At 64.0% G+C, this 23,954-nt stretch carries 22 protein-coding genes; 12 read left to right on the top strand and 10 right to left on the bottom strand.

What is annotated here, in order from left to right:
- Nucleotides 1–36: 36 nt before the first annotated feature.
- The 7 genes from C8C94_RS18195 to rpmH form a co-directional block, all read right to left on the bottom strand.
- The gene (locus C8C94_RS18195; protein WP_055401235.1) at nt 37–954 is read right to left on the bottom strand and encodes a hypothetical protein; all 918 of its coding nucleotides are present in this window, start codon (nt 952–954) and stop codon (nt 37–39) included.
- A gap of 110 nt (nt 955–1,064) precedes the next feature.
- Complete coding sequence (locus C8C94_RS18200) at nt 1,065–1,556, bottom strand: Crp/Fnr family transcriptional regulator (protein ID WP_055401233.1); 492 nt, start codon at nt 1,554–1,556, stop codon at nt 1,065–1,067.
- Nucleotides 1,557–1,699: 143 nt separating this feature from the next.
- On the bottom strand, nt 1,700–3,124 hold the full coding sequence (mnmE, locus tag C8C94_RS18205; protein ID WP_121421704.1) for a tRNA uridine-5-carboxymethylaminomethyl(34) synthesis GTPase MnmE: 1,425 nt from the start codon (nt 3,122–3,124) through the stop codon (nt 1,700–1,702).
- A gap of 146 nt (nt 3,125–3,270) precedes the next feature.
- Entirely contained in the window at nt 3,271–4,980 is a 1,710-nt protein-coding gene (gene yidC, locus C8C94_RS18210) for a membrane protein insertase YidC (RefSeq protein ID WP_121421705.1), read from the bottom strand.
- The gene (yidD, locus tag C8C94_RS18215) at nt 4,977–5,270 is read right to left on the bottom strand and encodes a membrane protein insertion efficiency factor YidD (protein WP_121422960.1); all 294 of its coding nucleotides are present in this window, start codon (nt 5,268–5,270) and stop codon (nt 4,977–4,979) included. The genes yidC and yidD overlap by 4 nt, the downstream gene beginning before the upstream one ends.
- Complete coding sequence (locus C8C94_RS18220) at nt 5,267–5,782, bottom strand: ribonuclease P protein component (protein ID WP_121421706.1); 516 nt, start codon at nt 5,780–5,782, stop codon at nt 5,267–5,269. Before C8C94_RS18220 ends, yidD begins: the two co-directional genes overlap by 4 nt.
- Nucleotides 5,783–5,855: 73 nt before the next feature.
- Complete coding sequence (gene rpmH / locus C8C94_RS18225) at nt 5,856–5,990, bottom strand: 50S ribosomal protein L34 (RefSeq protein ID WP_005798102.1); 135 nt, start codon at nt 5,988–5,990, stop codon at nt 5,856–5,858.
- A 431-nt stretch (nt 5,991–6,421) separates the two neighbouring features.
- On the opposite strand from rpmH, the gene dnaA reads away from it, so the two are divergent.
- The 4 genes from dnaA to C8C94_RS18245 all read left to right on the top strand — a co-directional run bounded on the left by dnaA (nt 6,422) and on the right by C8C94_RS18245 (nt 12,725).
- Nucleotides 6,422–7,846 carry a chromosomal replication initiator protein DnaA gene (gene dnaA, locus C8C94_RS18230; RefSeq protein ID WP_121421707.1) on the top strand — a complete coding sequence of 475 codons (1,425 nt, stop codon included), beginning with the start codon at nt 6,422–6,424 and terminating at the stop codon, nt 7,844–7,846.
- 130 nt (nt 7,847–7,976) lie between these two features.
- Complete coding sequence (gene dnaN, locus C8C94_RS18235) at nt 7,977–9,095, top strand: DNA polymerase III subunit beta (RefSeq protein WP_055401227.1); 1,119 nt, start codon at nt 7,977–7,979, stop codon at nt 9,093–9,095.
- Between the two features lie 143 nt (nt 9,096–9,238).
- Nucleotides 9,239–11,854 (top strand): DNA topoisomerase (ATP-hydrolyzing) subunit B, encoded by a 2,616-nt coding sequence (gyrB, locus tag C8C94_RS18240; RefSeq protein WP_055401225.1) that lies wholly within the window; start codon nt 9,239–9,241, stop codon nt 11,852–11,854.
- A 16-nt stretch (nt 11,855–11,870) separates the two neighbouring features.
- Complete coding sequence (locus tag C8C94_RS18245; protein WP_121421708.1) at nt 11,871–12,725, top strand: DUF3800 domain-containing protein; 855 nt, start codon at nt 11,871–11,873, stop codon at nt 12,723–12,725.
- Nucleotides 12,726–12,890: 165 nt separating this feature from the next.
- Here C8C94_RS18245 and C8C94_RS18250 read toward each other — a convergent pair whose 3' ends face one another.
- Nucleotides 12,891–13,841 carry a helix-turn-helix transcriptional regulator gene (locus tag C8C94_RS18250; protein ID WP_121421709.1) on the bottom strand — a complete coding sequence of 317 codons (951 nt, stop codon included), beginning with the start codon at nt 13,839–13,841 and terminating at the stop codon, nt 12,891–12,893.
- Nucleotides 13,842–14,222: 381 nt separating this feature from the next.
- On the bottom strand, nt 14,223–14,984 hold the full coding sequence (locus tag C8C94_RS18255; protein ID WP_121421710.1) for an NYN domain-containing protein: 762 nt from the start codon (nt 14,982–14,984) through the stop codon (nt 14,223–14,225).
- Nucleotides 14,985–15,055: 71 nt separating this feature from the next.
- Between C8C94_RS18255 and C8C94_RS18260 the strand changes: the two genes are divergently transcribed.
- The 6 genes from C8C94_RS18260 to C8C94_RS18285 all read left to right on the top strand — a co-directional run bounded on the left by C8C94_RS18260 (nt 15,056) and on the right by C8C94_RS18285 (nt 23,089).
- Nucleotides 15,056–16,552, top strand: a complete 1,497-nt coding sequence (locus tag C8C94_RS18260) for a DUF3375 domain-containing protein (RefSeq protein ID WP_121421711.1) — start codon at nt 15,056–15,058, stop codon at nt 16,550–16,552.
- Nucleotides 16,552–17,298, top strand: a complete 747-nt coding sequence (locus tag C8C94_RS18265; protein ID WP_199731286.1) for a DUF4194 domain-containing protein — start codon at nt 16,552–16,554, stop codon at nt 17,296–17,298. The genes C8C94_RS18260 and C8C94_RS18265 overlap by 1 nt, the downstream gene beginning before the upstream one ends.
- Nucleotides 17,295–20,597 carry an ATP-binding protein gene (locus tag C8C94_RS18270; RefSeq protein ID WP_121421712.1) on the top strand — a complete coding sequence of 1,101 codons (3,303 nt, stop codon included), beginning with the start codon at nt 17,295–17,297 and terminating at the stop codon, nt 20,595–20,597. Before C8C94_RS18265 ends, C8C94_RS18270 begins: the two co-directional genes overlap by 4 nt.
- Nucleotides 20,594–21,775 carry a Wadjet anti-phage system protein JetD domain-containing protein gene (locus tag C8C94_RS18275; protein WP_121421713.1) on the top strand — a complete coding sequence of 394 codons (1,182 nt, stop codon included), beginning with the start codon at nt 20,594–20,596 and terminating at the stop codon, nt 21,773–21,775. Before C8C94_RS18270 ends, C8C94_RS18275 begins: the two co-directional genes overlap by 4 nt.
- A 16-nt stretch (nt 21,776–21,791) precedes the next feature.
- Nucleotides 21,792–22,205 carry a YkgJ family cysteine cluster protein gene (locus C8C94_RS18280; RefSeq protein WP_121421714.1) on the top strand — a complete coding sequence of 138 codons (414 nt, stop codon included), beginning with the start codon at nt 21,792–21,794 and terminating at the stop codon, nt 22,203–22,205.
- Between the two features lie 137 nt (nt 22,206–22,342).
- Complete coding sequence (locus tag C8C94_RS18285) at nt 22,343–23,089, top strand: DUF72 domain-containing protein (RefSeq protein WP_121422962.1); 747 nt, start codon at nt 22,343–22,345, stop codon at nt 23,087–23,089.
- An 11-nt stretch (nt 23,090–23,100) separates the two neighbouring features.
- Here the strand turns inward: C8C94_RS18285 and C8C94_RS18290 are convergent, their stop codons facing one another.
- On the bottom strand, nt 23,101–23,403 hold the full coding sequence (locus C8C94_RS18290) for an acylphosphatase (RefSeq protein ID WP_121422963.1): 303 nt from the start codon (nt 23,401–23,403) through the stop codon (nt 23,101–23,103).
- A 70-nt stretch (nt 23,404–23,473) separates the two neighbouring features.
- On the opposite strand from C8C94_RS18290, the gene C8C94_RS18295 reads away from it, so the two are divergent.
- Nucleotides 23,474–23,719, top strand: coding sequence for an ATP-binding protein (locus C8C94_RS18295; RefSeq protein ID WP_121421715.1), 246 nt, complete (start codon nt 23,474–23,476; stop codon nt 23,717–23,719).
- 71 nt (nt 23,720–23,790) lie between these two features.
- The gene (locus C8C94_RS25660; protein ID WP_158603834.1) at nt 23,791–23,937 is read left to right on the top strand and encodes a hypothetical protein; all 147 of its coding nucleotides are present in this window, start codon (nt 23,791–23,793) and stop codon (nt 23,935–23,937) included.
- The last annotated feature ends 17 nt before the right edge of the window (nt 23,938–23,954 follow it).

Consider the following 23,954-nt stretch of genomic DNA (forward strand, 5'->3'; position numbering starts at 1 on the left):
GGCCGCCCAGAGTCCGACGAGCTGCGGCCCGCAGGGTCAGTTCAGCTCGCCGTACTGGGTGCTGCTCAGGTCCGGCGCGGGGCCATCGGACCCGGGCATTTCGGTGTCTTCAAACCCCGTGGGCTGCGAAGGCGGCAGCAAAGGCCCCGAACGCACAGGCACACCGGGCTTGGCCGCTGCCAGCGGCACTGCGGCGGTGGTGCCTGCCGCCGAGGCCAGGGCGCGCTTGAACGCCGCCACTTCGTCCGCCTCGATGGGTTCGTACCGTGGTGCTGGGCGTGGTGCGGCGGCGGGCGCAGTGGGCGCCGCAGCAGGCGCAACCGCCGGAGCAGCCAGGGGAGGGCGCAGTGGCGCGGGGGCCGTGGCGGCGGCTGTCGGCACGGGCGCCACCGGGCGGGCCGGGGTGGCCACCACCGGAGCGGGTGCCGTAGCCACCGGAACCGGCCGCCGGGCCAGCGGTGGTGCTGCCTGCAGGGAAGCCCCCTGGGGCGCAACCCCCTTCTGGGGGATACCCACTGCCACGTGGTCATTGATGCGCCAGTACACGGCGGTTACCAGGATGTCGTAGCGGGTTTTGGCCGTCTGGGCAATCAGCGCCTCGATTTCGGACAGGCGCACAGTTTCTCCACCGTATTCACGCGCCAGGTCCATCATGACCAGAAACTGGCGCCCACGCTGGTCCAGCGACAGCACCTTGAACTTGTAGCTGGCCGACAGCACACCGGCCCGCACCATCGCGTCGCGGACCACCGTGTAGAGCAGCTCGCGGCGCTCCATGCGTTCGTTCTTGCGGTTGGCGGCGTGCTCGGGAGGCAGGGGCTCCACCAGCGGTTTGCCCTGGCGGCCTGGCGAGAGCGGTACCGTGGCATCGGCATTCAACAGGCCCGACGGTTCGGCCATGGGCCGGGGCTTGGGGGGAGCAGGTTTGCGGCTAAACCAACTGAACAGAGACATGGCTTGCTTTCTACGGGACGGCGCCAGAAAAATCCAAATTGAGTGTAACTTGCTGTACACCCATTCTTGCCCCGCAAAAGCCCGCAGGCCACCACCACATCGGTGGTCTGTCAGGTGGCCGCAACGCGGCGGCGGCGATTGCCCAGCCGCTTGGCCAGTACCGCCCCAGCGGCCATCACCAGGCCCAGCGCAATGGCAGGCTGGCGGATGGAAAGTTCGGTGAAGCGGATGGCGGTCAGGCTCCACAGCTTGCAGGGCGCGCTGGCCTGCACGGTGGCGCTACGGGAGCGGTGCGAGAAAAACGCACCTTCGCCCACCACGGAGCCTGCTCCGACGATCGCCAGACGCAAGCGCTCTTTTTCGTCCTGGTAGTGCACGCTCAGGCTGCCGCTTTCCACCAGGTACAAGGTACGGTCTGTAGCGCCCTGCGTGAACAACACCTGTCCGGCGGGCATGACCACGGGCAGAAGGTAAGACGAGAGGATGTCCCACTGCGCCTGGGTCAGTGGGTTGGTCATGCTGTCGTCGGCACTGGCCTGTGCGATGGCATCGATCAGACCTTGCAGGTCTACCTTGGAAACAACAGGCGTGGGAACATTCATGGTCTGCCGAAAGTACCCTTGTTACAGATTGCGCACAAGCGCTGTTTACGTCCATTTACAACATAAGCGACAGGCGGCGGCCTGTGTGCCCTGGTCGGAGGCCAGCCCGTTCAAACTGCACGAACAGTCGCACTTCTGCGGACCTATTTGCCAATACAAAAACTGGAAAAAATGACGCCCAGCAGGTCGTCCGAGCTGAACTCGCCGGTGATGGCGCTGAGGGCGTTCTGAGCCAGGCGCAACTCTTCGGCCAGCAGATCCAGCGCCGGGCCCTGGGCCTGCAGCTGGTCGGCCGCCTCTTGCAAGTGAGCCCCCACGGCCTGCAAAGCCTCCACATGCCGGGCACGGGCAATGTAGAGGCCTTCCGGCGCAGACTGCCAGCCGGTTACTTCCAGAAGCAGGCGCCGCAGACCATCCAGGCCCTCGCCCGTCCGGGCAGACAGGTGCACGCCAGGCCGGGCGTTTTCACCCGCCGCCGCAGCCGCCCCTGGCGCCCGGTCGAGCTTGTTCCAGACGTCAATCACGGGAATGCTCTTGGGCATTTTTTGGGCCATCGCGCTTGCTATATCGGCGTCACCAGCTATGTATTCAGGAGCATCCGCACGCTCTAGGTCATGCAGGAACAGCACCGCGTCGGCCCCGGCAATTTCGTCCCAGGCGCGGGCGATGCCGATGCGCTCCACCTCGTCGCTGCTGTCGCGCAGGCCGGCGGTGTCGATGATGTGCAGGGGCACACCTTCGATCTGGATGGTCTGCTGCACCTTGTCGCGGGTGGTGCCTGCAATGGGGGTGACGATGGCCAGCTCGGCCCCCGCCAGCGCGTTGAGCAACGAGCTTTTACCGGCATTGGGCTGGCCTGCGATCACCACCTTGATGCCCTCGCGCAGCAGCGCGCCCTGGCGCGCCCGCTGCATCACAGAGGCCAATGTTTGCTGCAAATTCGATAGCTGTCCATGCGCATCTGCCTTGCGCAGGAAGTCGATTTCTTCCTCAGGGAAGTCCAGCGTGGCCTCCACCAGCATGCGCAGGTGGATGAGGGCATCACGCAGGCCATGGATCTCGGCCGAAAAAGCCCCGGTCAGCGAGCGGCTGGCGCTGCGGGCAGCCGCCTCGGTGCTGGCGTCGATCAGGTCGGCAATCGCCTCGGCCTGGGCTAGGTCGATCTTGTCGTTCAGGAAGGCTCGTTCGGTGAACTCGCCCGGCTGGGCGACGCGCAAGCCGCGCAGATTGGGCTGGCCGGTAGCAGGGTCGGTGGCGGCACCCGCCTCCAGGCAGCGTGCCAGCAGCAGTTGCAGCACCACCGGGCCGCCGTGGGCCTGCAGCTCCAGCACGTCTTCGCCGGTGTAGCTGTGCGGGCCGGGAAAGTACAGCGCCAGCCCCTGGTCGATGGCCTGGCCCTGCGCATCGCGAAAGGGCAGGTAGGTGGCCTCGCGGGGCTTGAGGGTGCGCCCGCAAACCGCCTGCACCAGCGCATCCAACCCGCGCCCTGACACGCGCACGATGCCGACGGCCCCACGCCCCGGGGCGGTGGCAATGGCGACGATGGGGTCTTGGTGGCGGGCAAGCATGTGCGGCGATTTTGGGAAGAGAGCGCCAAAAATTGGCGCGGCCCAAGCGCGAGACACCGCGCAAGGGCCGCCCCGCCGCGCTGGTGTCGTCCCCCTTCCCGCGCGCAGCGCGAGAGAAAGGGGGCAGCGGCGCAGCCGCTCAGGGGTTACTTAAATTTTGGCAGGTTGAACTGCGGTGGCACGCCCATGCGGGTGTTGATGAGCCACTGCTGCGCAATCGACAGGATGTTGTTGGTCAGCCAGTACAGCACCAGGCCGGCCGGGAAGAAGAAGAACATCACGCTGAAGATCAGCGGCATGAACCACATCATCTTGGCCTGCATCGGGTCTGGCGGCGCGGGGTTCAGGGCTGTCTGCAGCAGCGAGCTGGCCGTCATCAGCAAGGGCAGGATGAAGAACGGGTCAGGCGTGGAGAGGTCGTGGATCCAGCCGATCCAGGGCGCGTTGCGCATTTCCACGCTGGACAGCAGCACCCAGTACAGCGCAATGAACACAGGGATCTGGATCATGATAGGGAAGCAGCCGCCCATCGGGTTGACCTTCTCCTCGCGGTAGATGCGCATCATCTCCTGCTGCATCTGCTGTGGCTTGTCCTTCAGGCGCTCGCGCATCTCCATGATCTTGGGGTTGATGGCCTTCATCTTGGCCATGCTGGCGTAGGCCTTGGCGTTGAGCCAGTAGAACGCGATCTTGAGCAACAGCACCAGGGCGACGATGGACCAGCCCCAGTTGTTCAGCAGCTTGTGCAGCTGGTCCAGCAGCCAGTACAGCGGCTTGGACAGGATGGTGAGCCAGCCATAGTCCTTGACCAGCTCCAGGCCGGGGTACAGCTTTTCCATCATCGTTTCGACCTGCGGGCCAGCGAACAGGCGCGCATCGATGGTCTTGGTGGCACCGGGCTCGATGGCGCCCAGCGAGGTCAGCATGCCCACGGAGTACAGGTTGGTGTCCACCTTGCGGGTGAAGGGCTCGCGCTGCACGCCGTCGGCCAGCAGCCATGCTGTGGCGAAGTAATGCTGCACCATGGCCACGTAGCCGTTGGGCGAGTCCTTGGGGATGTCGATCTTGCCGTTGTCGATGTCCTTGAACTCGATCTTCTGGTACTTCTTGGCGTCGGTGTAGACGGCCGGGCCGGTGAAGGTGGAGTAGAACGACGACTCTCCGGGAGGCTTGTTGCCATCGCGCACCAATTGCAGGTACAGCTGGGGCGACACCGCCGCGCTGCCCGTATTGACGATGTCGTGCTTGACCGCGATGTCATAGGCGCCACGCTTGATGGTCCAGGTCTTGACCAGCTTCACGCCGCCCTGCGCAGGCGATTCGAAGCGAACGCTGATTTCATCTTCACCGTCCTTGAGTTCACGCGGGCCGGGCACCACGGTCATGGCAGTCTTGTGGGTGGGGAACGTGCCACCGATCAGGCCGGTTTGCGCCACATAAACGCGCTGGGCGCTTTCGTCCAGCAACAGGAAATTGCGGGCCTTGTCGGCCATGTCGGCGTGCTTGAGCAGCTCGGCATGCGTGAGCGAGCCGCCTTCGCTGTCAAACACCAGGCGATACAGGTCGGTCTTGACTTCGATGCGCTCGCGGGGGGCAGGTGCTGCCGCAGCAGCCGCTGGCTGGCCCGGCACGGCGGAGGCCCCCGTCGCTGCAGCGGCCACGGGTGCACTCGTGGAAGGCACGCTGGCAGCCCCGGTCGCGCCCGACGCAGCGCCAGCAGCGGCGGGTGCCGTCACGGCGGGCGTGGTGGGGAAAAAGGTGGCTTTGTTGCCGTTGTGCAGCTGCCACTTGTCCCACAGCAGAACCATGGAAAAGCCAAAAATCACCCACAGGATGGTGCGGCGAATGTCGTTCATGAAGACTTCTTTGGTGAGGATGGTTGGGTGTTGGAAGGATGAAGCCGCGAGAAAAGCCGCATGCTGCGCGGCAATTGTTGCGGGACCGGGTCATGGCCCCCGTCACACCAGGGGTGGCAGCGTACCAGCCTGCACACCGTGAGATAGCTACCCGCCGCAGCGCCATGCTGCTCCAGCGCCTGCAGCGAATAGGCCGAGCAGGTCGGTTCAAACCGGCACGACGAACCCAGCCAAGGGCTCAGGAACAGCCGGTAGCCCTTGACGACACCGATCAAGAGGCGCTGCATCAGCATGGCACCACCGGCTCTGCAACACCACCTTGTTGCTGCGCGGGGGAAGCAGCACCGGCCCCACCTGCACGCCGTGCGGCGTAGCCAAACAGCTGCAACAGCTCTGCCCGCACCGCCTGCTTGAGCTGGTCGGACGTAGCGCTCACGAACTGCTTGCGGTCAAACGCCGTGCGCAGACGCACCACATGGGCAGCCTGCGGGAGCCGCGCTTCAAACGTGGCGCCCACGGTGTAGATCTGTCGCTTGATGGTGTTGCGCGTCACCGCGCGGCGCGCCCAGCGCTTGGGCACCATGGCACCCAGCCAGACGCCCTGCACGGCAAACAGGGCCTGCGGCCCTTGCTGTTGTGGCAAGGAGCCGGGCCCTGTGGGTAAAGCAGCACTGGCTTGGCGGTCAGTCGCAGCACCTTCGGCATCCAGCACCAGACGGTGCAGCACAAAATGCGCTGTACGGGAGACAGTGCCCCCCGCCATGGTGGCCTGGAACTGCGGACGGGTTTTCAGCCTGTGCATGCAAGCGCCCCGTTTGGAACCTGGCGGTACAAGCCGGGAACAGGCGGGGAGCAGGCCGTAGACCGTAGCGGCCTTAGACGGCCAGGCGCTTGCGGCCCTTGGCGCGGCGTGCGTTGATAACGGCACGGCCGCCGCGGGTCTTCATGCGGACGAGGAAACCGTGGGTGCGCGCGCGGCGCGTCTTGGAGGGCTGATAAGTACGTTTCATGGTGCTATTCCTTGAGGTTCAGTTCCGGACTGCTGCTCTTGAACCCCCTGCAATCTGCGCAGCCACGCCCTGTACAACAGGACTTTGGCGGCAGATCCACGGGGCAGAAATAACGGCGCGCCGGGTCAAATCACCCTGAACACATTCAGGGAAACCCGAGATTATCGCAGGCTAGCCAGCTGCTGGCAATGCCTTTTGGCTGGCAGGCTTATCTCCGGATCACGTTTCGGCTTGTTTTATCGCGGCTTATCGCGGGTTCGCGGCAATTACAGCGGCGGTTTTCAATGGGTACACGCCAGCACCACAGCGCCCCCTGAACGACTATCAACACCTCTGACCACCGCAGTTTTCAAATTGTGGATAACTATTTGACAAGCTACAATCCGCCGCCCAGCCCCGTTCCTCCTATCCACAACAAGAATCCCCCTGAAATGATCGAGGAACCCTCCCGCAGCCCCCAACATTCACCCGGTGCAGATGCCGGCCAGGGCCTGTGGCAAGCCTGCGTAGAGCAACTGGCGCAAGACCTGCCCGAGCAGCAGTTCAACACCTGGATCAAACCCCTGATTGCCCAGGTGGCCGAAGACTTCTCCAAGGTCACAGTGCTGGTGGGCAACCGGTTCAAGCTCGACTGGATCCGGGCACAGTATGCGGGCCGCATCGCCGCATTGCTCGAAGGCCTGTATGGCCAGCCCGTCACCCTGGAGTTAGCGCTCGCTCAGCGGGAATCCGTTGTACGCACTTACGCACGACCCGCAGCGTCTGAACCATCGAACACCGCAACGCAGTCCGAACCGCCATCGAGCCACAGCGATGAAGCCTCAGCGGGCGCCTTCCGCAACCGGCTCAATGCAGGCCTCACCTTTGAGACGCTGGTGGAAGGCACGGCCAACCGCATGGCGCGCTCGGCCGCCATGCACGTGGCGGGCATGCCCGGCCACCTGTACAACCCGCTGTTTATCTATGGCGGCGTGGGTCTGGGCAAGACCCACCTAGTGCACGCTGTGGGCAACCGCCTGCTGCAGGACAAGCCCGACGCCAAAGTTCTCTACATCCATGCCGAGCAGTTTGTGTCGGATGTGGTTAAGGCCTACCAGCGCCGCACCTTTGATGAATTCAAGGAGCGCTACCATTCGCTCGACCTGCTGCTGATCGACGATGTGCAGTTCTTCGCCAACAAGGACCGCACGCAGGAAGAATTCTTCAACGCGTTCGAAGCCTTGCTGGCCAAGAAGTCGCACATCGTGATGACGTCGGACACGTATCCGAAGGGCCTGGCCAACATCCACGAGCGGCTGGTGTCGCGCTTCGACTCGGGCCTGACGGTGGCCATCGAGCCACCCGAGCTGGAAATGCGCGTGGCCATCCTGATCAACAAGGCCCGCGTCGAAGGCACCGAGATGCCCGAAGAAGTGGCATTTTTCGTGGCCAAGAACGTGCGCTCCAACGTTCGCGAGCTCGAAGGCGCGCTGCGCAAGATCCTGGCTTACTCGCGCTTCAACCAGAAAGAGATTTCCATCCAGCTCGCCCGCGAGGCGCTGCGCGATCTGCTGTCGATCCAGAACCGGCAGATTTCTGTGGAAAACATCCAGAAAACGGTGGCTGACTACTACAAGATCAAGGTCGCCGACATGTACAGCAAGAAGCGCCCGGCCAGCATTGCCCGGCCGCGCCAGATTGCGATGTACCTGGCCAAGGAACTGACGCAAAAGAGTCTTCCCGAGATCGGAGAATTGTTTGGTGGGCGCGACCACACCACCGTTTTGCATGCCGTGCGCAAGATTTCGGGCGAGCGTCAGCAGCTGACCGAGTTGAACCAGCAGTTGCATGTGCTGGAACAGACCCTGAAAGGCTGACAACCGGTGGGAGAGACCCCGAAAAGAACCCGCCCGGTAAACGGGCAAAATGGCGGGTTATACAGCAGGGGGAGGCACGACCTGTGCCGCTGTCCACGCACCGTCCCAAAAACCACAAGAGGTTGAAGACATGATCGTCCTGAAGGCAACACAAGACAAGGTTCTCGCGGTTCTGCAATCCGTGGCTGGCATCGTGGAGCGCCGCCACACGCTGCCCATCCTGGCCAATGTGCTGATCCGCAAGACGGGCAATGCCCTGCAGCTGACGACCAGCGACCTCGAAATCCAGATCCGCACCACGGCTGAGCTGGGCGGCGACACCGGCGACTTCACCACCACCGTGGGGGCGCGCAAGCTCATCGACATCCTGCGCACCATGCCGGGCGACCAGACCGTTAGCCTCGAATCGGCACAGTCCAAGCTCATCCTGAAAGGCGGCAAGAGCCGCTTCACGCTGCAAAGCCTGCCGGCTGAAGACTTCCCGCTGGTGCAAGAGTCTGCCGCCTTCGGCCCCGTGTTCGCCGTGCCGCAAAAGACGCTGAAAGATCTGCTCGGTCAGGTGTCGTTTGCCATGGCGGTGCAGGACATCCGCTACTACCTCAACGGCATCCTGTTCGTGGCTGAGGGCAAGCAACTGTCCCTGGTGGCCACCGACGGCCACCGCCTGGCTTTTGCCAGCGCCACGCTGGATGTGGAAGTGCCCAAGCAGGAAGTCATCCTGCCGCGCAAGACCGTGATCGAGTTGCAGCGTTTGCTCAGCGATGCGGGCGGCGAGAACCAGCCCCACATCGAGATGCAGTTCGCCAACAACCAGGCCAAGTTCACCTTTGGCGGCATGGAGTTCGTCACCAAGCTGGTCGAGGGCAAGTTCCCCGACTACAACCGCGTGATCCCCAAGAACCACAAGAACAGCATCACCCTGGGCCGCGCCCCGCTGCTGGCCAGCCTGCAGCGCACGGCCATCATGACCAGCGACAAGTTCAAGGGCGTGCGCCTGAACCTGGAGCCCGGCACCCTGCGCGTGGCGTCGAACAACGCCGAGCAGGAAGAGGCCGTGGACGAGCTCGACATCGACTACGGTGGCGACACCATCGAGATCGGCTTCAACGTGACCTACCTCATCGACGCCCTGGCCAACATGGGCCAGGACATGGTGAAGGTGGAGCTTTCGGACGGCAACAGCTCTGCGCTGCTGACCATCCCCGAGAACGACAGCTTCAAGTACGTGGTCATGCCAATGCGCATTTGAGGCGGCCCCGCCCTGCTGCACAGCCTGACCACGACGACTACCGTTTTGATAGCTGCTAGCGCTTACTGGATAAGCGCTAGAGCCCAATTTGACCCATATTGACACATTGGAAACCCCGGTTTCCACGGATCCCAAGGCCCACCATGACCGTTGACAACATTCCCTCCGAGCCCGAAGACACCGGCGTCTCCGGCCATGTTGAGCCCACCCTCGCCAAGATCGACACCAACCAAGCCGGGGCCAGCGAAAGCTACGGCGAAGGCGCCATCACCATCCTCGAAGGCCTGGAGGCCGTGCGCAAGCGCCCCGGCATGTACATCGGCGATACCAGCGACGGCACCGGTTTGCACCACCTGGTGTTCGAGGTGGTCGACAACTCCATCGACGAAGCCCTGGCCGGCCACTGCGACGACATCGTCGTCACCATCCATTCCGACAACTCCATCAGCGTGACCGACAACGGCCGGGGCATTCCGACCGGCGTGAAGATGGACGACAAGCACGAGCCCAAGCGCTCGGCCGCCGAGATCGCACTGACCGAACTGCACGCGGGCGGCAAGTTCAACCAGAACAGCTACAAGGTCTCGGGCGGCCTGCACGGCGTGGGCGTGAGCTGCGTGAACGCGCTCAGCAAGATGCTGCGCTTGACCGTGCGCCGCGAAGGCAAGGTGCACGCGCTGGAGTTCAGCAAGGGCTTCGTGCAGAACCGCATCGTGCAGACGGTGGACGGCGTGGAAGTCTCGCCCATGCAGGTGCTGGACGACACCGACAAGCGCGGCACCGAAGTGCACTTCTTGCCCGACACCGAAATCTTCAAAGAGAACAACGAGTTCCACTACGAGATCCTGGCCAAGCGCCTGCGCGAACTCTCGTTCCTGAACAACGGCGTGCGCATTCGCCTGAAGGACGAGCGCAGCGGCAAAGAAGACGACTTCTCGGGCGCTGGTGGCGTGCGCGGCTTTGTGGAGTTCATCAACAAGGGCAAGACCGTCCTGCACCCCACCTCGTTCTACGCAGCCGGTGAACGCCCGGCCGAGACGTATGGCGGCATCCCCGGCACGCACATTGGCGTGGAAGTGGCCATGCAGTGGAACAGCGCCTACAGCGAACAGGTGCTCTGCTTTACCAACAACATCCCCCAGCGTGACGGCGGCACCCACCTGACCGGCCTGCGCGCCGCGATGACCCGCGTCATCAACAAGTACATCGAAGAAAACGAGTTCGCCAAGAAGGCCAAGGTCGAAGTGACCGGCGACGACATGCGCGAAGGCCTGTGCTGCGTGCTCAGCGTGAAGGTGCCCGAGCCCAAGTTCAGCAGCCAGACCAAGGACAAGCTGGTGTCGAGCGAAGTGCGCGCGCCCGTGGAAGACATCGTCGGCAAGCTGCTGACCGACTACCTGCAAGAGCGCCCCGCCGACGCCAAGATCATCTGCGGCAAGATCGTGGAAGCCGCCCGCGCCCGCGAAGCCGCCCGCAAGGCCCGGGAAATGACCCGCCGCAAGGGCGTGCTCGACGGCATGGGCCTGCCCGGCAAGCTGGCCGACTGCCAGGAAAAAGACCCCGCCCTGTGCGAAATCTACATCGTCGAGGGCGACTCCGCCGGAGGCTCTGCCAAGCAGGGCCGCGACCGCAAGTTCCAGGCCATCCTGCCGCTGCGCGGCAAGATCCTGAACGTGGAAAAGGCCCGCTACGAAAAGCTGCTGACCAGCAACGAAATCCTCACGCTGATCACGGCCCTCGGCACCGGCATCGGCAAGGCCGGGGGCACCACGGGTGGCGATGACTTCGACGTGGCCAAGCTGCGCTACCACCGCATCATCATCATGACCGACGCCGACGTCGACGGCGCCCACATCCGCACCCTGCTGCTCACCTTCTTCTACCGCCAGATGCCCGAGCTGGTCGAGCGCGGCCACATCTACATTGCCCAGCCACCGCTGTACAAGGTGAAAGCTGGCAAGGAAGAGCTGTACCTGAAGGACGCCCCCGCGCTCGATGGCTTCTTGCTGCGCATTGCGCTCAACCACGCCAGCGTGACCACCGGCGGCGCCAACCCGCAAACCCTGACTGGCGACACCCTGGCCGAACTGGCGCGCAAGCACCAGATCGCCGAGAGCGTCATTGCGCGCCTGGGCAACTTCATGGACGCCGAAGCCCTGCGCGCCATTGCCGACGGCGTGAGCTTGAAGCTCGACACCGTGGCCGACGCTGAAGCCAGCGCCGTGGCCCTGCAGGCCAAGCTGCGCGAACTGAACACCACCGGCGCCCCCGCCGAAGTGGCTGGCGAGTTCGACGCCCGCACCGACAAGCCCCTGCTGCGCATCAGCCGCCGCCACCACGGCAACATCAAGAGCAGCGTCATCACGCAAGACTTCGTGCACGGCGCCGACTACGCCGCCCTGGCCGAAGCTGCCGAGACCTTCCGCGGCCTGCTGGGCGAGGGCGCCAAGGCCCTGCGCGGCGAGGGCGAAAAGCAGAAGGAAGAAAAGGTCGGCGACTTCCGCCAGGCCATGAAGTGGCTGATCAGCGAAGCCGAACGCAGCACATCCCGCCAGCGCTACAAGGGCCTGGGCGAGATGAACCCCGAGCAGCTGTGGGAAACCACGATGGACCCCAACGTGCGCCGCCTGCTGCGCGTGCAGATCGACGACGCGATCGAGGCGGACCGGGTGTTCACGATGCTGATGGGGGATGAGGTGGAGCCGCGCCGGGACTTCATTGAAACGAATGCGCTGCGGGCGGGGAATATTGACGTTTAAACGCAGTTAGATAGCCATGGTAGGGGTGGGCTCGCAGTTTTCGCTGTTTACAGGGCAGGATGCGGCGCCCACCGAAGGGGCGCCCAGTTCGCCTCGTCAGTTCAGCGATTTCATCGTCTATGTCGATGAAAGCGGCGACCATGGCATGCAGACGCTGGACCCTGCTTATCCCGTCTTTGTTCTCAGCTTTTGTGTTTTCTACAAGAAGCACTACAGCGAAAAAGTGGTTCCCGCGCTCCACCAGTTCAAGTTTGACCACTTCGGCCATGACCTTGTGGTGTTGCACGAGCATGAGATCCGTAAGGAGAAGGGGGATTTCAAGTTCGCCCATCGCGCTGCGAAAGGGCAGTTCATCGAACAGCTGCACGGCCTGATTGAACAGAGCAACTTCATCCTCATCAGCTCGGTAGTGAACAAGGAGCAGCTGCGGGTCAAGCACAGCGGCTTGCACTCCAATCCGTATCACTTGGCGCTCGGCTTCTGCCTGGAGACACTTTTTGAGTTTGTGCAAGAGAAAGGGCAGCAGGACCGGCTGACCCATGTCGTTGTGGAATGCCGAGGCAAGAAAGAAGACGACGAGCTCGAACTGGAATTCCGACGCTTCTGTGATCGCGCTGATCGGCTCGGCCGCTCCTTGCCGTTCGACATCATCTTTGCGGATAAGAAGGTGAACTCCGTGGGACTGCAACTCGCCGATCTGGTCGCTAGACCTGTCGGGCTGAGTGTCCTTCGCCCCGGTCAACCTAATCGGGCCTTCGAGGTGCTGAAAAGAAAATTCTTCTGCAGCGGAGGCAGGAACCGGGTGGGAGAGGGCTATGACGGGTGGGGCTTGAAGATACTCCCCACGCCAGAAAGCGAAAAGCCCCGGTGAAACCACCGAGGCTGCGACGCCGACCAGGAACTCCCAATCCACTTAGGGCGCGAGTATAGGCCAACTAGGGATCTACCTGTCAACGCCTGGGCTCTGCAGCTGCGCAACGCAGTTGTTAAGAAGCAGCTGGCATCCCGCGCGGAGACGGGGGCGTGGAGGCAGACTTCATCGAAGCCGCAGCTTCGATGGGTCAAGCTCGAATGTATCCATTCCTAATTTTTCCATGATCGCTGGCAGAACTTGGTGAATGACACGCATGCCGACCAGCAATTCGTTCATGTAGATGTCCGGGTGCAGTCGCGATTCATGGAATCCGAGGCTCTCGGCTTCTGCTTCCGCCCCTAAGCTGTCATGGGTTTCATAGACAAGTTCGAGCAATTCTGCCCGCAGGGGGAGCCCGGCTTGGAACGCCTTCTCCTTCACAAAAGTCAGTCGCTCCGTATAGGCCTTGATTGTTTCGCGCTTAAACCCGCTGAACCTTGTTGCCATGGCAGGAGGCTCTTCGATTTTGGAAGCAGCAAGTTCCATGAGGCAAGGCTCGATGTCGCATGCGGGAGAGTCGTACAGCTCTAGTTCTTCAATGATATGGTCGAGGTAGGCCGCGTAGAACCCATAGACATCCGTGTATGACTTATAGATCGCCATGATGAGCGAGACATGTGGCTGGGAAAACATGTCATCCAGACGCTCATCAAGCGCATCACTGTCCTGATAGTCAAACTCCAGCTCTGGTGGGAATGGCTTGGGAATCTCGACGCCCATCTGCTGAAGAACGTGGAAGGTGTGCCCATTCAAAAGATCGGCTTCCTCCTCCTCTTCTAGTCGATAGGTGTGATATCCCGTTTCCGCCTGCTGGACCGCCATATCGGCCAAATATCGCAGCAACAACGCCCATTTCTCTGCGTCGCGCACCGACCCCGCCAAGAGCACAAAGTCGGGATCGTTTCTTCCGATACCGGCCAACTCAACCAGCTTTGTGCTCATGTCCATCGAGATGTACTCGCCGTTTTTCCATTTGCTGATCTGTGCGGGCGAAACCCCAAGGCGGAGTGCCAGGTCCTTCTGGCTACAGCCCTGATGGGCGAGCGCCAGGGCAATCAGTGACTTTGTGCTCATGCGGACTTCTTGGTGATGATTTACTTTATTTTATTACTATTAAGTAAATTTCCATCCTGATGCGAGTAACTGGAGCGCTCCACTGATGCGCTGACAAGCAGTCCTACGCATCAGTCGTCAGGGCTACAGCGGCTCGGGACAAGGTGAACCCCGAACAGCTACAGAAACCACGATGGCCCCCATACGCCAGTTGCTACGCGTGCAAATCAACAATATGTGCGGCGGACCGGTTGTTCGCGATGCAGCAGGGGAGGAGGTGGAGTCGCGGTGGGACCTCATAGAAACAGGTGCCCCGCTAGCGGGAAATATCGACACTTGGAAGGGCTTTTCGCCATGAAAATCGAAAACGCCACTTTCGATTTTCATGGTGCCCGGCGTAGCTCACGCCATCGGCTTATCGGCCAGTCGCGCCGTCCAGTGACCGCCAGTCTCCTGCTGCACCTTGAGCAGATCGTAGGTCTTGAGCATGTCCAGCAATCCGGAGTGGCCATAGCTCTTGGGAGAAAACGACGGGTCGGCCCGCTTCAGATAGGAGCCCAGCCCACCCACGCTGACCTTGCCCTCTGCGGTGTCTGCTGCCAATAGGGTGACAGCCTCAACAATGAACCTGGGACGCAGCTTTGGGACGGGTTTGACGGCTTCCGCCTTGTGGGTGGGCTTGGTCACTGCAGACTCAGCCGATGCGGGCTCAACCTCCGGCGCGGGTTTCGTCCATTCAAAAAACTGGTCACTCGCGTTGCGCAGCGCATCGGGCGACTTGGCTTCTCCCACGATGTGCACCGTTGCGCCGCGTTCACGAAGCTTGCGACACAAGTAGGCAAAGTCGGAGTCGCTGGTGACGATGCAGAACGTGCTGGCCCGACCATCAAACAGCGCCTCAACGGCATCCAGTGCCAGCGCGATGTCAGAAGTGTTCTTTCCCGCCGCGTACTGATATTGCAGGCAAGGAGTAAACGCCAAGCGCACCAGCGCTTCCTGCCACTTGTTCGCCAGGGTGCTGTGGTTGCCATAGCCACGCCGCAGGACCACGCGCCCAAACTGCGCGACCACGCGCAACGCGTATTCCAAAATTTCAGGCGTCGTGTTGTCGCAGTCCACCAGTACCGCAACCCGCGACTCGGCATCACTCATGTGATTTGCCATCTTGTGTGTCCTCCCGTGCGAAAAGTGTTGAATACTTGGCGCAAGCCATTGGAACATCTCCGGCTTCGCACATGCCCACCCTCAACCAGCAGCGCACCCAAAAATACATCGCAGCCCGCCAGCAGCACCCAGCCTGGCTGTTGCTGGCCTCGCGGCGAGCACCGTTGGTGCTGAGCTGTCTGGATGCCCTGTTTGAACACCAGCGCGATGGAGTCCCGTTCGACGCCGCCGTGCAGGCGCTGGCGGACATGTTGGCAGTGCACGCCAACGAGGTGGACTTTGAAATCGATAGCACCGACACGCTGAGTCAGGCCCGGCGCGAGGTGCGCGAGTGGATACGGCGCGGGCTGGTGGTCGAGCGCGAGGGGCGGGTGTTTGAGACCGATGCGCTCAAGACCGCGCTGCGTTTTATCGCGCAACTCGATGGGCGGATGATGACCTCCACCGCATCGCGCCTGGCCGTGGTGCAGCGCGAAATCGACAACCTGGCCGCCGCGCTGAACCCCGACCCGCAAAGCCGCACCGAGCATTTGCAGCGCCGCATGGCCGATCTGCAGCAGCAGCTCGATGACGTGCAGGCGGGGCGCATCGCTGAGCTCACGCCAGAGCAGGCCATTGAGGGCATTCGCGAGGTGTATGCACTCTCCGTCAGCCTTCGCGCCGACTTTCGGCGGGTGGAGGATTCGTGGCGCGAAGCCGACCGTGCGCTGCGCGAGGCCATCATCAGCGCCCGCCACCACCGGGGCGCGGTGATGGACCAGTTGCTCGATGGCCATGCCAACTTGCTGAACACGCAAGAGGGCCGTGTGTTCGACAGCTTTCACCAGCAACTTTCCAACCAAACCGAGCTGACAGAAATGCGCCAGCGCATTCGCCAGATCCTGGAGCACCCGGCAGCGGACAAGGCGCTCGATGGCCTGCAGCACAGCACGCTGCATCTGCTGGTGCAGCAGCTGATCAAAGAGGCCAAGGTGGTGCAGGCCGTGCGCGCGCGCAGCGAGCGCGAGGTCAGCCAGTTCATGAAAACCGGCCAGGTGGCCGAGAACCAGCGCGTGGGCCAGCTGCTCAACGACGTGCTGGAGCAGGCCCTGCGCATCGACTGGCAGCGCCAGGCCGTGCGCCGCCAAAGCACACCGCTGCCGCCGCTGGGCGTGGCCCTGGGCAGCGTGCCGCTGGTGGAACGGCTGCGCGCCAAATCGCTGGACGGCGGCGATCAGGCCGCGCTGCTGCTCACCACCCAATACACCGACCTGGGCGAGATGGACGGTGAGTTCTGGCAGGCGTTTGAAGGGCTGGACCGCGATGCTCTGGTGCAGCGCACCTTGCAAACGTTGGCCGAGCGGGGCCAGCCTATGACCCTGGCCGAACTGGCCGCCGCGCTGCCGCCGGGCGAGCACGACCTGGAGACCTTTGCGCTGTGGCTGGCCATGGCGCGCGAGGCGGGTGTGGCGCTGCAGCCGGGCGAGGAGCACATCGACACACAAGACGACATCCAGCACTGGCGCTTTACCGTGCCGCGCGTGGCGCTGGATGGTGCGCAGCTGGCGCAAAGAGAGTGGGAGCTGTGATGCAGCAGGAGCCGGATATTTTTGACCGCATGGCCGCGCAGGGTGCGGGCGCGCAACCAGAACAATCGCTATCAGAAGAAGAGCTACCTGCGCTGGTTGAAAGCGGCATTGCGGCACAAAGTAGCTCAAGAACGCCGCCCAACGTGCGCCAGGCGCTACAGTTTTTGCTAGCGCACGGCTGGCTCGAATCTGCGACCAAGCCGAAGCTGTTTAACCTGATTGCGGCGCAAACCACGCTGCTCGATGCGCTGCTGGAGTCCCTGGACTTGCGCGTGGTGGTGGACGACGTGCGTGGCCTGGCCTTTCTGGCCGTGGTGCCCGACTACGCGGGCGACGATACCGACGAGAGCGAGCAAGATGACTGGACGCACCCGCTGATGAAGCGCCAGCGGCTGACGCTGGAGCAGTCGCTGCTGCTGGCCCTATTGCGGCGCGAGTTCTTGCAGCGCGAGCAGGAAAGCGGCACCGGCACGGCGGTGCGCGTTACCGTAGACAGCCTGCTGCCGCAGCTCGAAACCTACCTCGGGGCCACTGGCAGCGACATGCAAGAGCGCAAGCGCCTGGGCCAGCTGCTGGAGAACCTGCGCACGCACGGCATGGTGACCGAGGTGGATGCGCAAGACTGCATCACCATCCGCCCGATGATCGTGCACCTGCTCAACCCCGAGAACCTGCAGACACTGCTGCTGCGCCTGCGTGCGGTGGCGGAACCAGGCGGCGCAGATAACGCAGAGGGCACGCCATGAGCGCTGACGCCTCCTACATTCTGCAAGAGCTGCACCTGTACAACTGGGGCGCGTTCGCGGGCCGCCACCAGGTGGCCATCGACTCTGGCAACAGCGCCATCATCGGCCCCACGGGCAGCGGCAAGACCACGCTGGTCGATGCGCTGATGACGCTGCTGTGCGCCAGCCCGCGCTACAACCTGGCCTCCACCGGTGGGCACGAAAGCGACCGCGACCTGGTGAGCTATGTGCGCGGCGCCAGCGGCCAGGGCAACGACAGCGGCGACCACATTGCGCGCGCCGGGCGCTGCGCCACGGGCATCGCCGCACGGCTGGTGCGCGGGGCTGAATCGGTCTGGCTCGGCGCGCTGCTGTGGTTTGACGGCAGCAGCCAATCTGCCGCCGACATGCAAAAGCGCTGGTTCTTTGCGCAGGGGCAGAATCACAGCCTGGACCTGTGGCTGGAAGAGCAGCACAGCGGCGGCGCACGGGCCCTGACGCGGCTGGCCAAGGACAGCGACGGCCTACAGATGTTCAGCAGCAAGGCGCCATACCTAGCCAAGCTGCACAGCTTCTTCGAAGTGGGGCCGAATGCCTTCACGCTGCTCAACCGCGCGGCGGGGCTCAAGCAGCTCAACAGCATTGACGAGATTTTTCGCGAGCTGGTGCTGGACGATCACTCGGCCTTTGAAGACGCACAAAAGGTGGTGGATGGGTTTGCCGAATTGGCTTCCATCCACGCCGACCTGGAGCTGGCCAACGCGCAGTATGTGTCACTGCTGCCGCTGCGCGATCTGGCTGCGCGCGAGCAGCAGCAAGCCCAGCACCTAGCGCGCTTGCAGGCGCTGCAGCAACAACTGCCGCAATGGTTTGCCGCGCAGGGCGTGCAATGGTGGGGCGATCGCATCACGCAACTGCAGGCACAGATGGCAGCGCGGGGTGACGCGCTGCATGCCGCGCAAGAGCGTGTCAACACCACGCGAAAGGTCGAACAGGACTTGCACGGCCACTACCTGCAAGCCGGTGGCGCCAACATCGACGTGCTGCGCGAGAACATTGACCACGCACGCAAGGAGCTGGCGCGCGTCCAGAGCAACCTGGCGCAATACCAGGCACTGGCGCGCAACCTGGGGCTGGGGGCCCACGCAGGGGCTGACCACCTGGCCAGCCACCAGGCCCAAGCCCAGGCGGCGATGGCGCAGATTGACGCCCAAGACGCCGGGCTGCAGGCCGACGCCGAACGCGCCATCGCCCAGGCCCACAACGCCCACACCCGCCTGAACGAGATCCAGGCCGAATACGACGCCGTGCGCCAGCGCCCCGGCTCCAACCTGCCGATGGAGCACCAGCGCTTTCGTGCCGAGCTGGCCGACCACCTGGACTTGCCGGAAAGCGATCTGCCCTTCACCGCCGAACTGGTGGAGGTGCGCAAGGCCGAACAGGCGTGGCGCGGCGCCATCGAGCGCGCACTGGGCAGCCACCGGCTGCGCATTTTGGTGCCCCACGCAGCGATGCACGCCGCCCTTCAGTGGGTGAACCAGCGGCACAACAAGCTGCATGTGCGCCTGCTCGAAGTGCGCGATGCCACGCCTGCGGCCTTCCTGGCCGACGGCTTTGCACGCAAGCTCAACCTCAAGCCCGCAGCGTCCACGGCCCACCTGAACACGCTACGCCAACTGCTGCACGGCCTGGACCGCCACTGCGTGCCCGACGTGCAAACCCTGGAGCGCACACCCCACGCCATGACGGCGCAGGGGCTGATGTCCAGCCAATCTGGCCACTTCGACAAACAAGACCAAAAGCGGCTGGACCAGGACTGGATGACGGGGTTTGACAACCGTGACCGGCTGGTGCATTTGCTACAACAAAAGGAGCTGCTAGCGCTTGACCATCAAGCGCTGGAGGCCAAAAAGACCAAAACTTTGCACGCCCAGCGCCGCGCGCAAGAGCAGCGCCAGCTGTGGGCCGCGCTCCAGGCACTGCGGACCGAAGACCTGGACACCACCGCCGCCCAAACGCAGTTGCAGCACAAAGAGCAGCAACTGCAGGCGCTGCTCCACCCCGACTCCGACACCGCACAGGCCCAGCAGCGCTGGGAGGCCGCGCAAACCCACACCCGCGCTGCGGAGGGCCAACTGCGCGATCTGCAAGCGGCACAGACGCAAGACGAGACCTTGCGGGCGGCGGCACAGAAGCAGCACGGCGCGTACCAAGCGCGCAGCACCGACACATTCGCCATCGACACCGACTTTGCCGCGCAACTGGCCAGCACCGGGCACCGCTTGCCTCTGCTCGATGGCGACAACCTCGAAGCCCAGGAGCGCGACGCAGGCACTGCGGTACAAGCCAAAACCTCCGACGCCAGCAAAAAGCTCAGCACCCTGCACACCGACATCGTGCGCCAGATGGGCAAGGCCAAAGGCGAAGACCGGGGCGCACTGGCCGACCACGCGCAAGAGGTGGACGCGCTGCCCCACTACCTTCAGCGCCTGCAGGTGCTGGAGGAAGAAGCCCTGCCGCACAAGCGCCAGCGGTTTCAGGAATACCTCAACAACACCTCGCAGCAGGGCGTGGACACGCTGCTCAACGGCATCGCCGCGCAGGTGGCCGACATTGAAGAGCGCATTGCCCAGCTCAACCACACGCTCCAACGCGTGGACTTTCAGCCCGGCCGCTATTTGCAGCTGGAGCCCCGCGCCGTGGTCCACCAAAGCTTGCAAGAGCTGAACCGCGCCCAGGCCCAGTTGCGCACCGAGAGCCTGCGCGACGATGGCGGCCAAAGCCACTACCGCGCGCTGCGCGCCATCGTGGAGATTCTGCAAACCCACGTCAGCAACCGCCGCAACAAGGCTGCGCAAGCGCTGCTGGACGCCCGCTACCGCCTGCAGTTTGCCGTGCTGGTGCTGGACCGGGCCAGCGGCCAGATGCTGGAGCGGCGCACCGGCTCGCAAGGCGGCAGCGGGGGCGAAAAAGAGATCATCGCCAGCTACGTGCTCACCGCCTCGCTGAGCTACGCGCTGTGCCCCGATGGCGCCAGCCGCCCGGTGTTCGGCACCATCGTGCTGGACGAGGCGTTTTCGAAAAGCTCGCAGGCCGTGGCCGCGCGCATCATCCAGGCGCTGCGCGAGTTTGGCCTGCACGCTCTGTTCGTCACGCCCAACAAGGAAGTGCGCCTGCTGCGCAACCACACGCGCAGCGCGGTGGTGGTGCACCGACGCGGCGCACAGGCCACGCTGGCGTCGCTGCGCTGGGAAGAGATTGACGCATTCCGCCGCAGCGCTCCAAGCACTCCACGCGGCTCTACCGGTATAGAGGCATGAAGTCGCCCCAGGAACTGGCCGCACGGCTGGCACAGCAATGGGCCAGCGCCGATTGGCGTGAACGCCAGCTTCTGGGTGCGGCTGCTGCGTGGCCGCTGACACTGTCTATCGGACAACCCGATTCTGCTGTCTTCATCGGAGACGCCGTCGCGCTGCGCAGCCATCTGCAACAGTGGCGCGCAGTGGAGCAGCACGGCTTGGGCAGCGTGCAATGGCAAGAGCGGCGCTACCGGGGCAGTAGCGATGCCATTGCCGTGCCCACCCACTGGCAACTGGCCAAGCCCTCGCAGTGCGTGGCGGCCATCGTTCACTTCAAGGTGCCGGGGCATGCGCAGGTGAAAAGCGACTACGCCCGACTCAGCACCCTCATCGCCGAGGTAGAGCGCCCCGGCTTTCAGCGCCTGCTGGTGCGCCGCCTCGTGCAGTGGCGCGACGCCCCCGCCGAAGCGGTCATCGCCGCCGCACGCATGGCGCTGCAACTGGAGCCCGGCTGCGCCCAAGGCAGGCCCCTGCGTGCCTTGGCCGTGCAAGGCAACGACAGCAAATTCTTCGAGCGCCATGCCAGCCTGCTCACCGCCTTGCTGGACGAGCGCTTTGACGGCGAGGCCAGCCGCCAGGGGCTGGTGGGCTTTTTGGGCGCGCTACCCGAGGACGACCACTGGCTGCTCATCGCCCCGCTGTACCCCGGCCTGCTGCCTTTCGCACGCCTGCGCGTCCGCGCCAGCGAGCTGCTGACCACACCGCTGCCCGCCCGCCGCATCCTGCTGGTGGAAAACGAGCGGTGCCTGCACCAGTTACCGCAGCCCGTGGCGGACACCATCGCCGTGCTGGGCGCGGGCCTCAACCTGGGCTGGCTGGCCGCGCCCTGGCTGCAGGCGCGCAGCGTGGGCTACTGGGGCGACCTGGACACCTGGGGCTTGCACATGCTGGCCAAGGCACGCAGCCATTTGCCGCACCTGCAGGCACTGCTGATGGACCGCGCCACCTTCACGGTCCATCAGAGCTTGGCCGTGGCCGAACCGGTGCATGCTCTCAATACCGCTACAGGCACGTGGACGCCCGAGGAGAGAGCGCTGGACGCGCACCTGCGCGCACAGGACAAGGGCCGACTGGAGCAGGAGTTTGTGCCCACAGACGCTGTGCACCGCGCCGTGTGCGCCTGGGCAGATCGAGATTAGGCACAATCCCACCCCCATGCGCTCCCCCATTGCCATCGTTGACGTAGACCGCCTGGACACCTGGTCCCGCTACCGCGCGGGCCTGTGCGACACCTGCGCGGCCAACTGCTGCACGATGCCGCTGGAGGTACAGCTGCCCGACCTGGTGCGCCTGGAGCTGGTGGACCCGTTCGAGGCCGAGCATGAAGAAATCCGCCACATTGCCAAGCGGCTGCAGAAGGCGCGGCTGATTGATCACTTCAACCACAAGAACGCGGTCTTCACGATGGCGCGGCGGGCCAGTGGGGACTGCAACTTTCTCGCCCCCAAAACGCGGCTCTGCACGGTGTACGACAAGCGTCCCGAGACCTGCCGCCTGCACCCGCAGAAGAAGAGCCCCAAGCCGGGCTACTGCGCCTATGGCGCAAGGGATCTGCAGCGCCGGGGTTGAACAGAGGCTGCCCAGTGCCACCTCGCACCGCGCCTGTTGGCCACTGCTACAGTGGCCAGTCCGCAAACCCGCGACGGGGAACGCCATGCAAACCAGCGCTAACCACCAGCGCTAACCACCAGAGCAACAACCCACGCATCCGCATCGGCATCGGCGGCTGGACCTTCGAGCCCTGGCGCGACAACTTCTACCCCGCAGGCCTCGCGCACAGCAAGGAGCTGCAGTACGCCAGCCGCCAGCTCACCTCCATCGAGGTCAACGGCACGTACTACAGCACCTTCAAGCCGCCCACCTTCGCCAAGTGGCGGGATGAAACGCCCGAAGGTTTCCTGTTCTCGCTCAAAGCCAACCGTTTTGCCACGCACCGGCGCGTGCTGGCGCAGGCAGGCGAGTCGATCACGCGGTTTGTGGAGAGCGGCATCTCGGAACTCAAGCACAAGCTCGGGCCCATCGTGTGGCAGTTCATGCCGACCAAGGTGTTTGAGCCACGGGACTTCGAGGCCTTTCTGGCCCTGCTGCCACAACAGGTGGATGGCCTGCGGCTGCGCCACGCCCTGGATGTGCGCCACCCGAGTTTTGCCACGCCAGAGTTCGTGGCGCTGGCCCGCCAATACGGCTGCGTGCCTGTCTACACGGACTCCGAAAAGTTTCCCGCCATCGCAGATGCAGAGGCCGATTTTGCCTACCTGCGGCTGATGCGCAGCCAGGCCGATGTGCCCACCGGCTACACGCACGAGGCGATTGCACAGTGGGCCGATGGCGTGCGCACCTGGACCGGCGGCGAGCGGCCGCGCGATGTGTTCGTGTACTTCATCAACGGCGCGAAAGAGCGAGCGCCTGCGGGCGCGATGGAGTTGCTGAGGCAACTGGGCCTGCGCGCTTAGCAGCGGCGCAGCTACAGCGTTTCTCGCTGCACAAACCCCTGCGGGGCCTCGCCACCATCGGGCACATTGCCCACCACCACACGTTCCACCCGCGCATGCACAGGCCCCTGATGCGCCCAGTCGATGAGGGCCAGCACGGCCTGCTCGGTGCCCCAGGCGCAGGCCTCCACGCGGCCATCCTGGCGGTTGCGCACCCAGCCCTTTACGCCCAGGCGTTCGGCGGCCTGCACCATGGACCAGCGGTAGCCCACGCCCTGCACATGGCCGGTGATCAACAGATGGCGGGTGATGGTGGAGTGGGGTTCTGCGTTCATGAGGGGCACTGTAGCGCGCTCCTTGTGGGGAGCCCGCTCCAGGGGCACACTGCCAGCAGCACCGCACCCCATGACCACGACCCCCCCCAAGGCACTGCCCACCATCGACCCCCAGCGCTGCACCGGCTGCGGCTGGTGCATTGCGGTGTGCCCGCCGCATGTGCTGTCGCTGCAGGTGCAAGGCACAGGGCCCTGGGGTCCCAAGTGTTCCACCCTGCACGATGCGCCGGGCTGCACCGGGTGCGCGCTGTGTGCGGTGCGCTGCCCGTTCGATGCGATCCGCATGGTGCGCGTGGCAGCCACCGAAGGTCGGTGAGTCCTTCGCGCCACAGGCCCACAGAAACGGGTTGACGGGCCCCGGCACGCATCCGGTACACTGTGCCCTTCATGTCGTACACCTCCATCCCCTTCACCGCACGCGCCGCTGCCTTCCAAGGCATGGGCATGATGCCGCCCGCATTCACGCGGGCCAATGGTGAACAGCGGGCACTGGGTGCACGAATGATTACCACCATTACCACCGCGGCCACCTGAGCACGCGCAGGTGGCCG

Origin of the sequence: Acidovorax sp. 94 (assembly GCF_003634645.1) — a bacterium.
Classification (GTDB): domain Bacteria; phylum Pseudomonadota; class Gammaproteobacteria; order Burkholderiales; family Burkholderiaceae_C; genus Acidovorax; species Acidovorax facilis.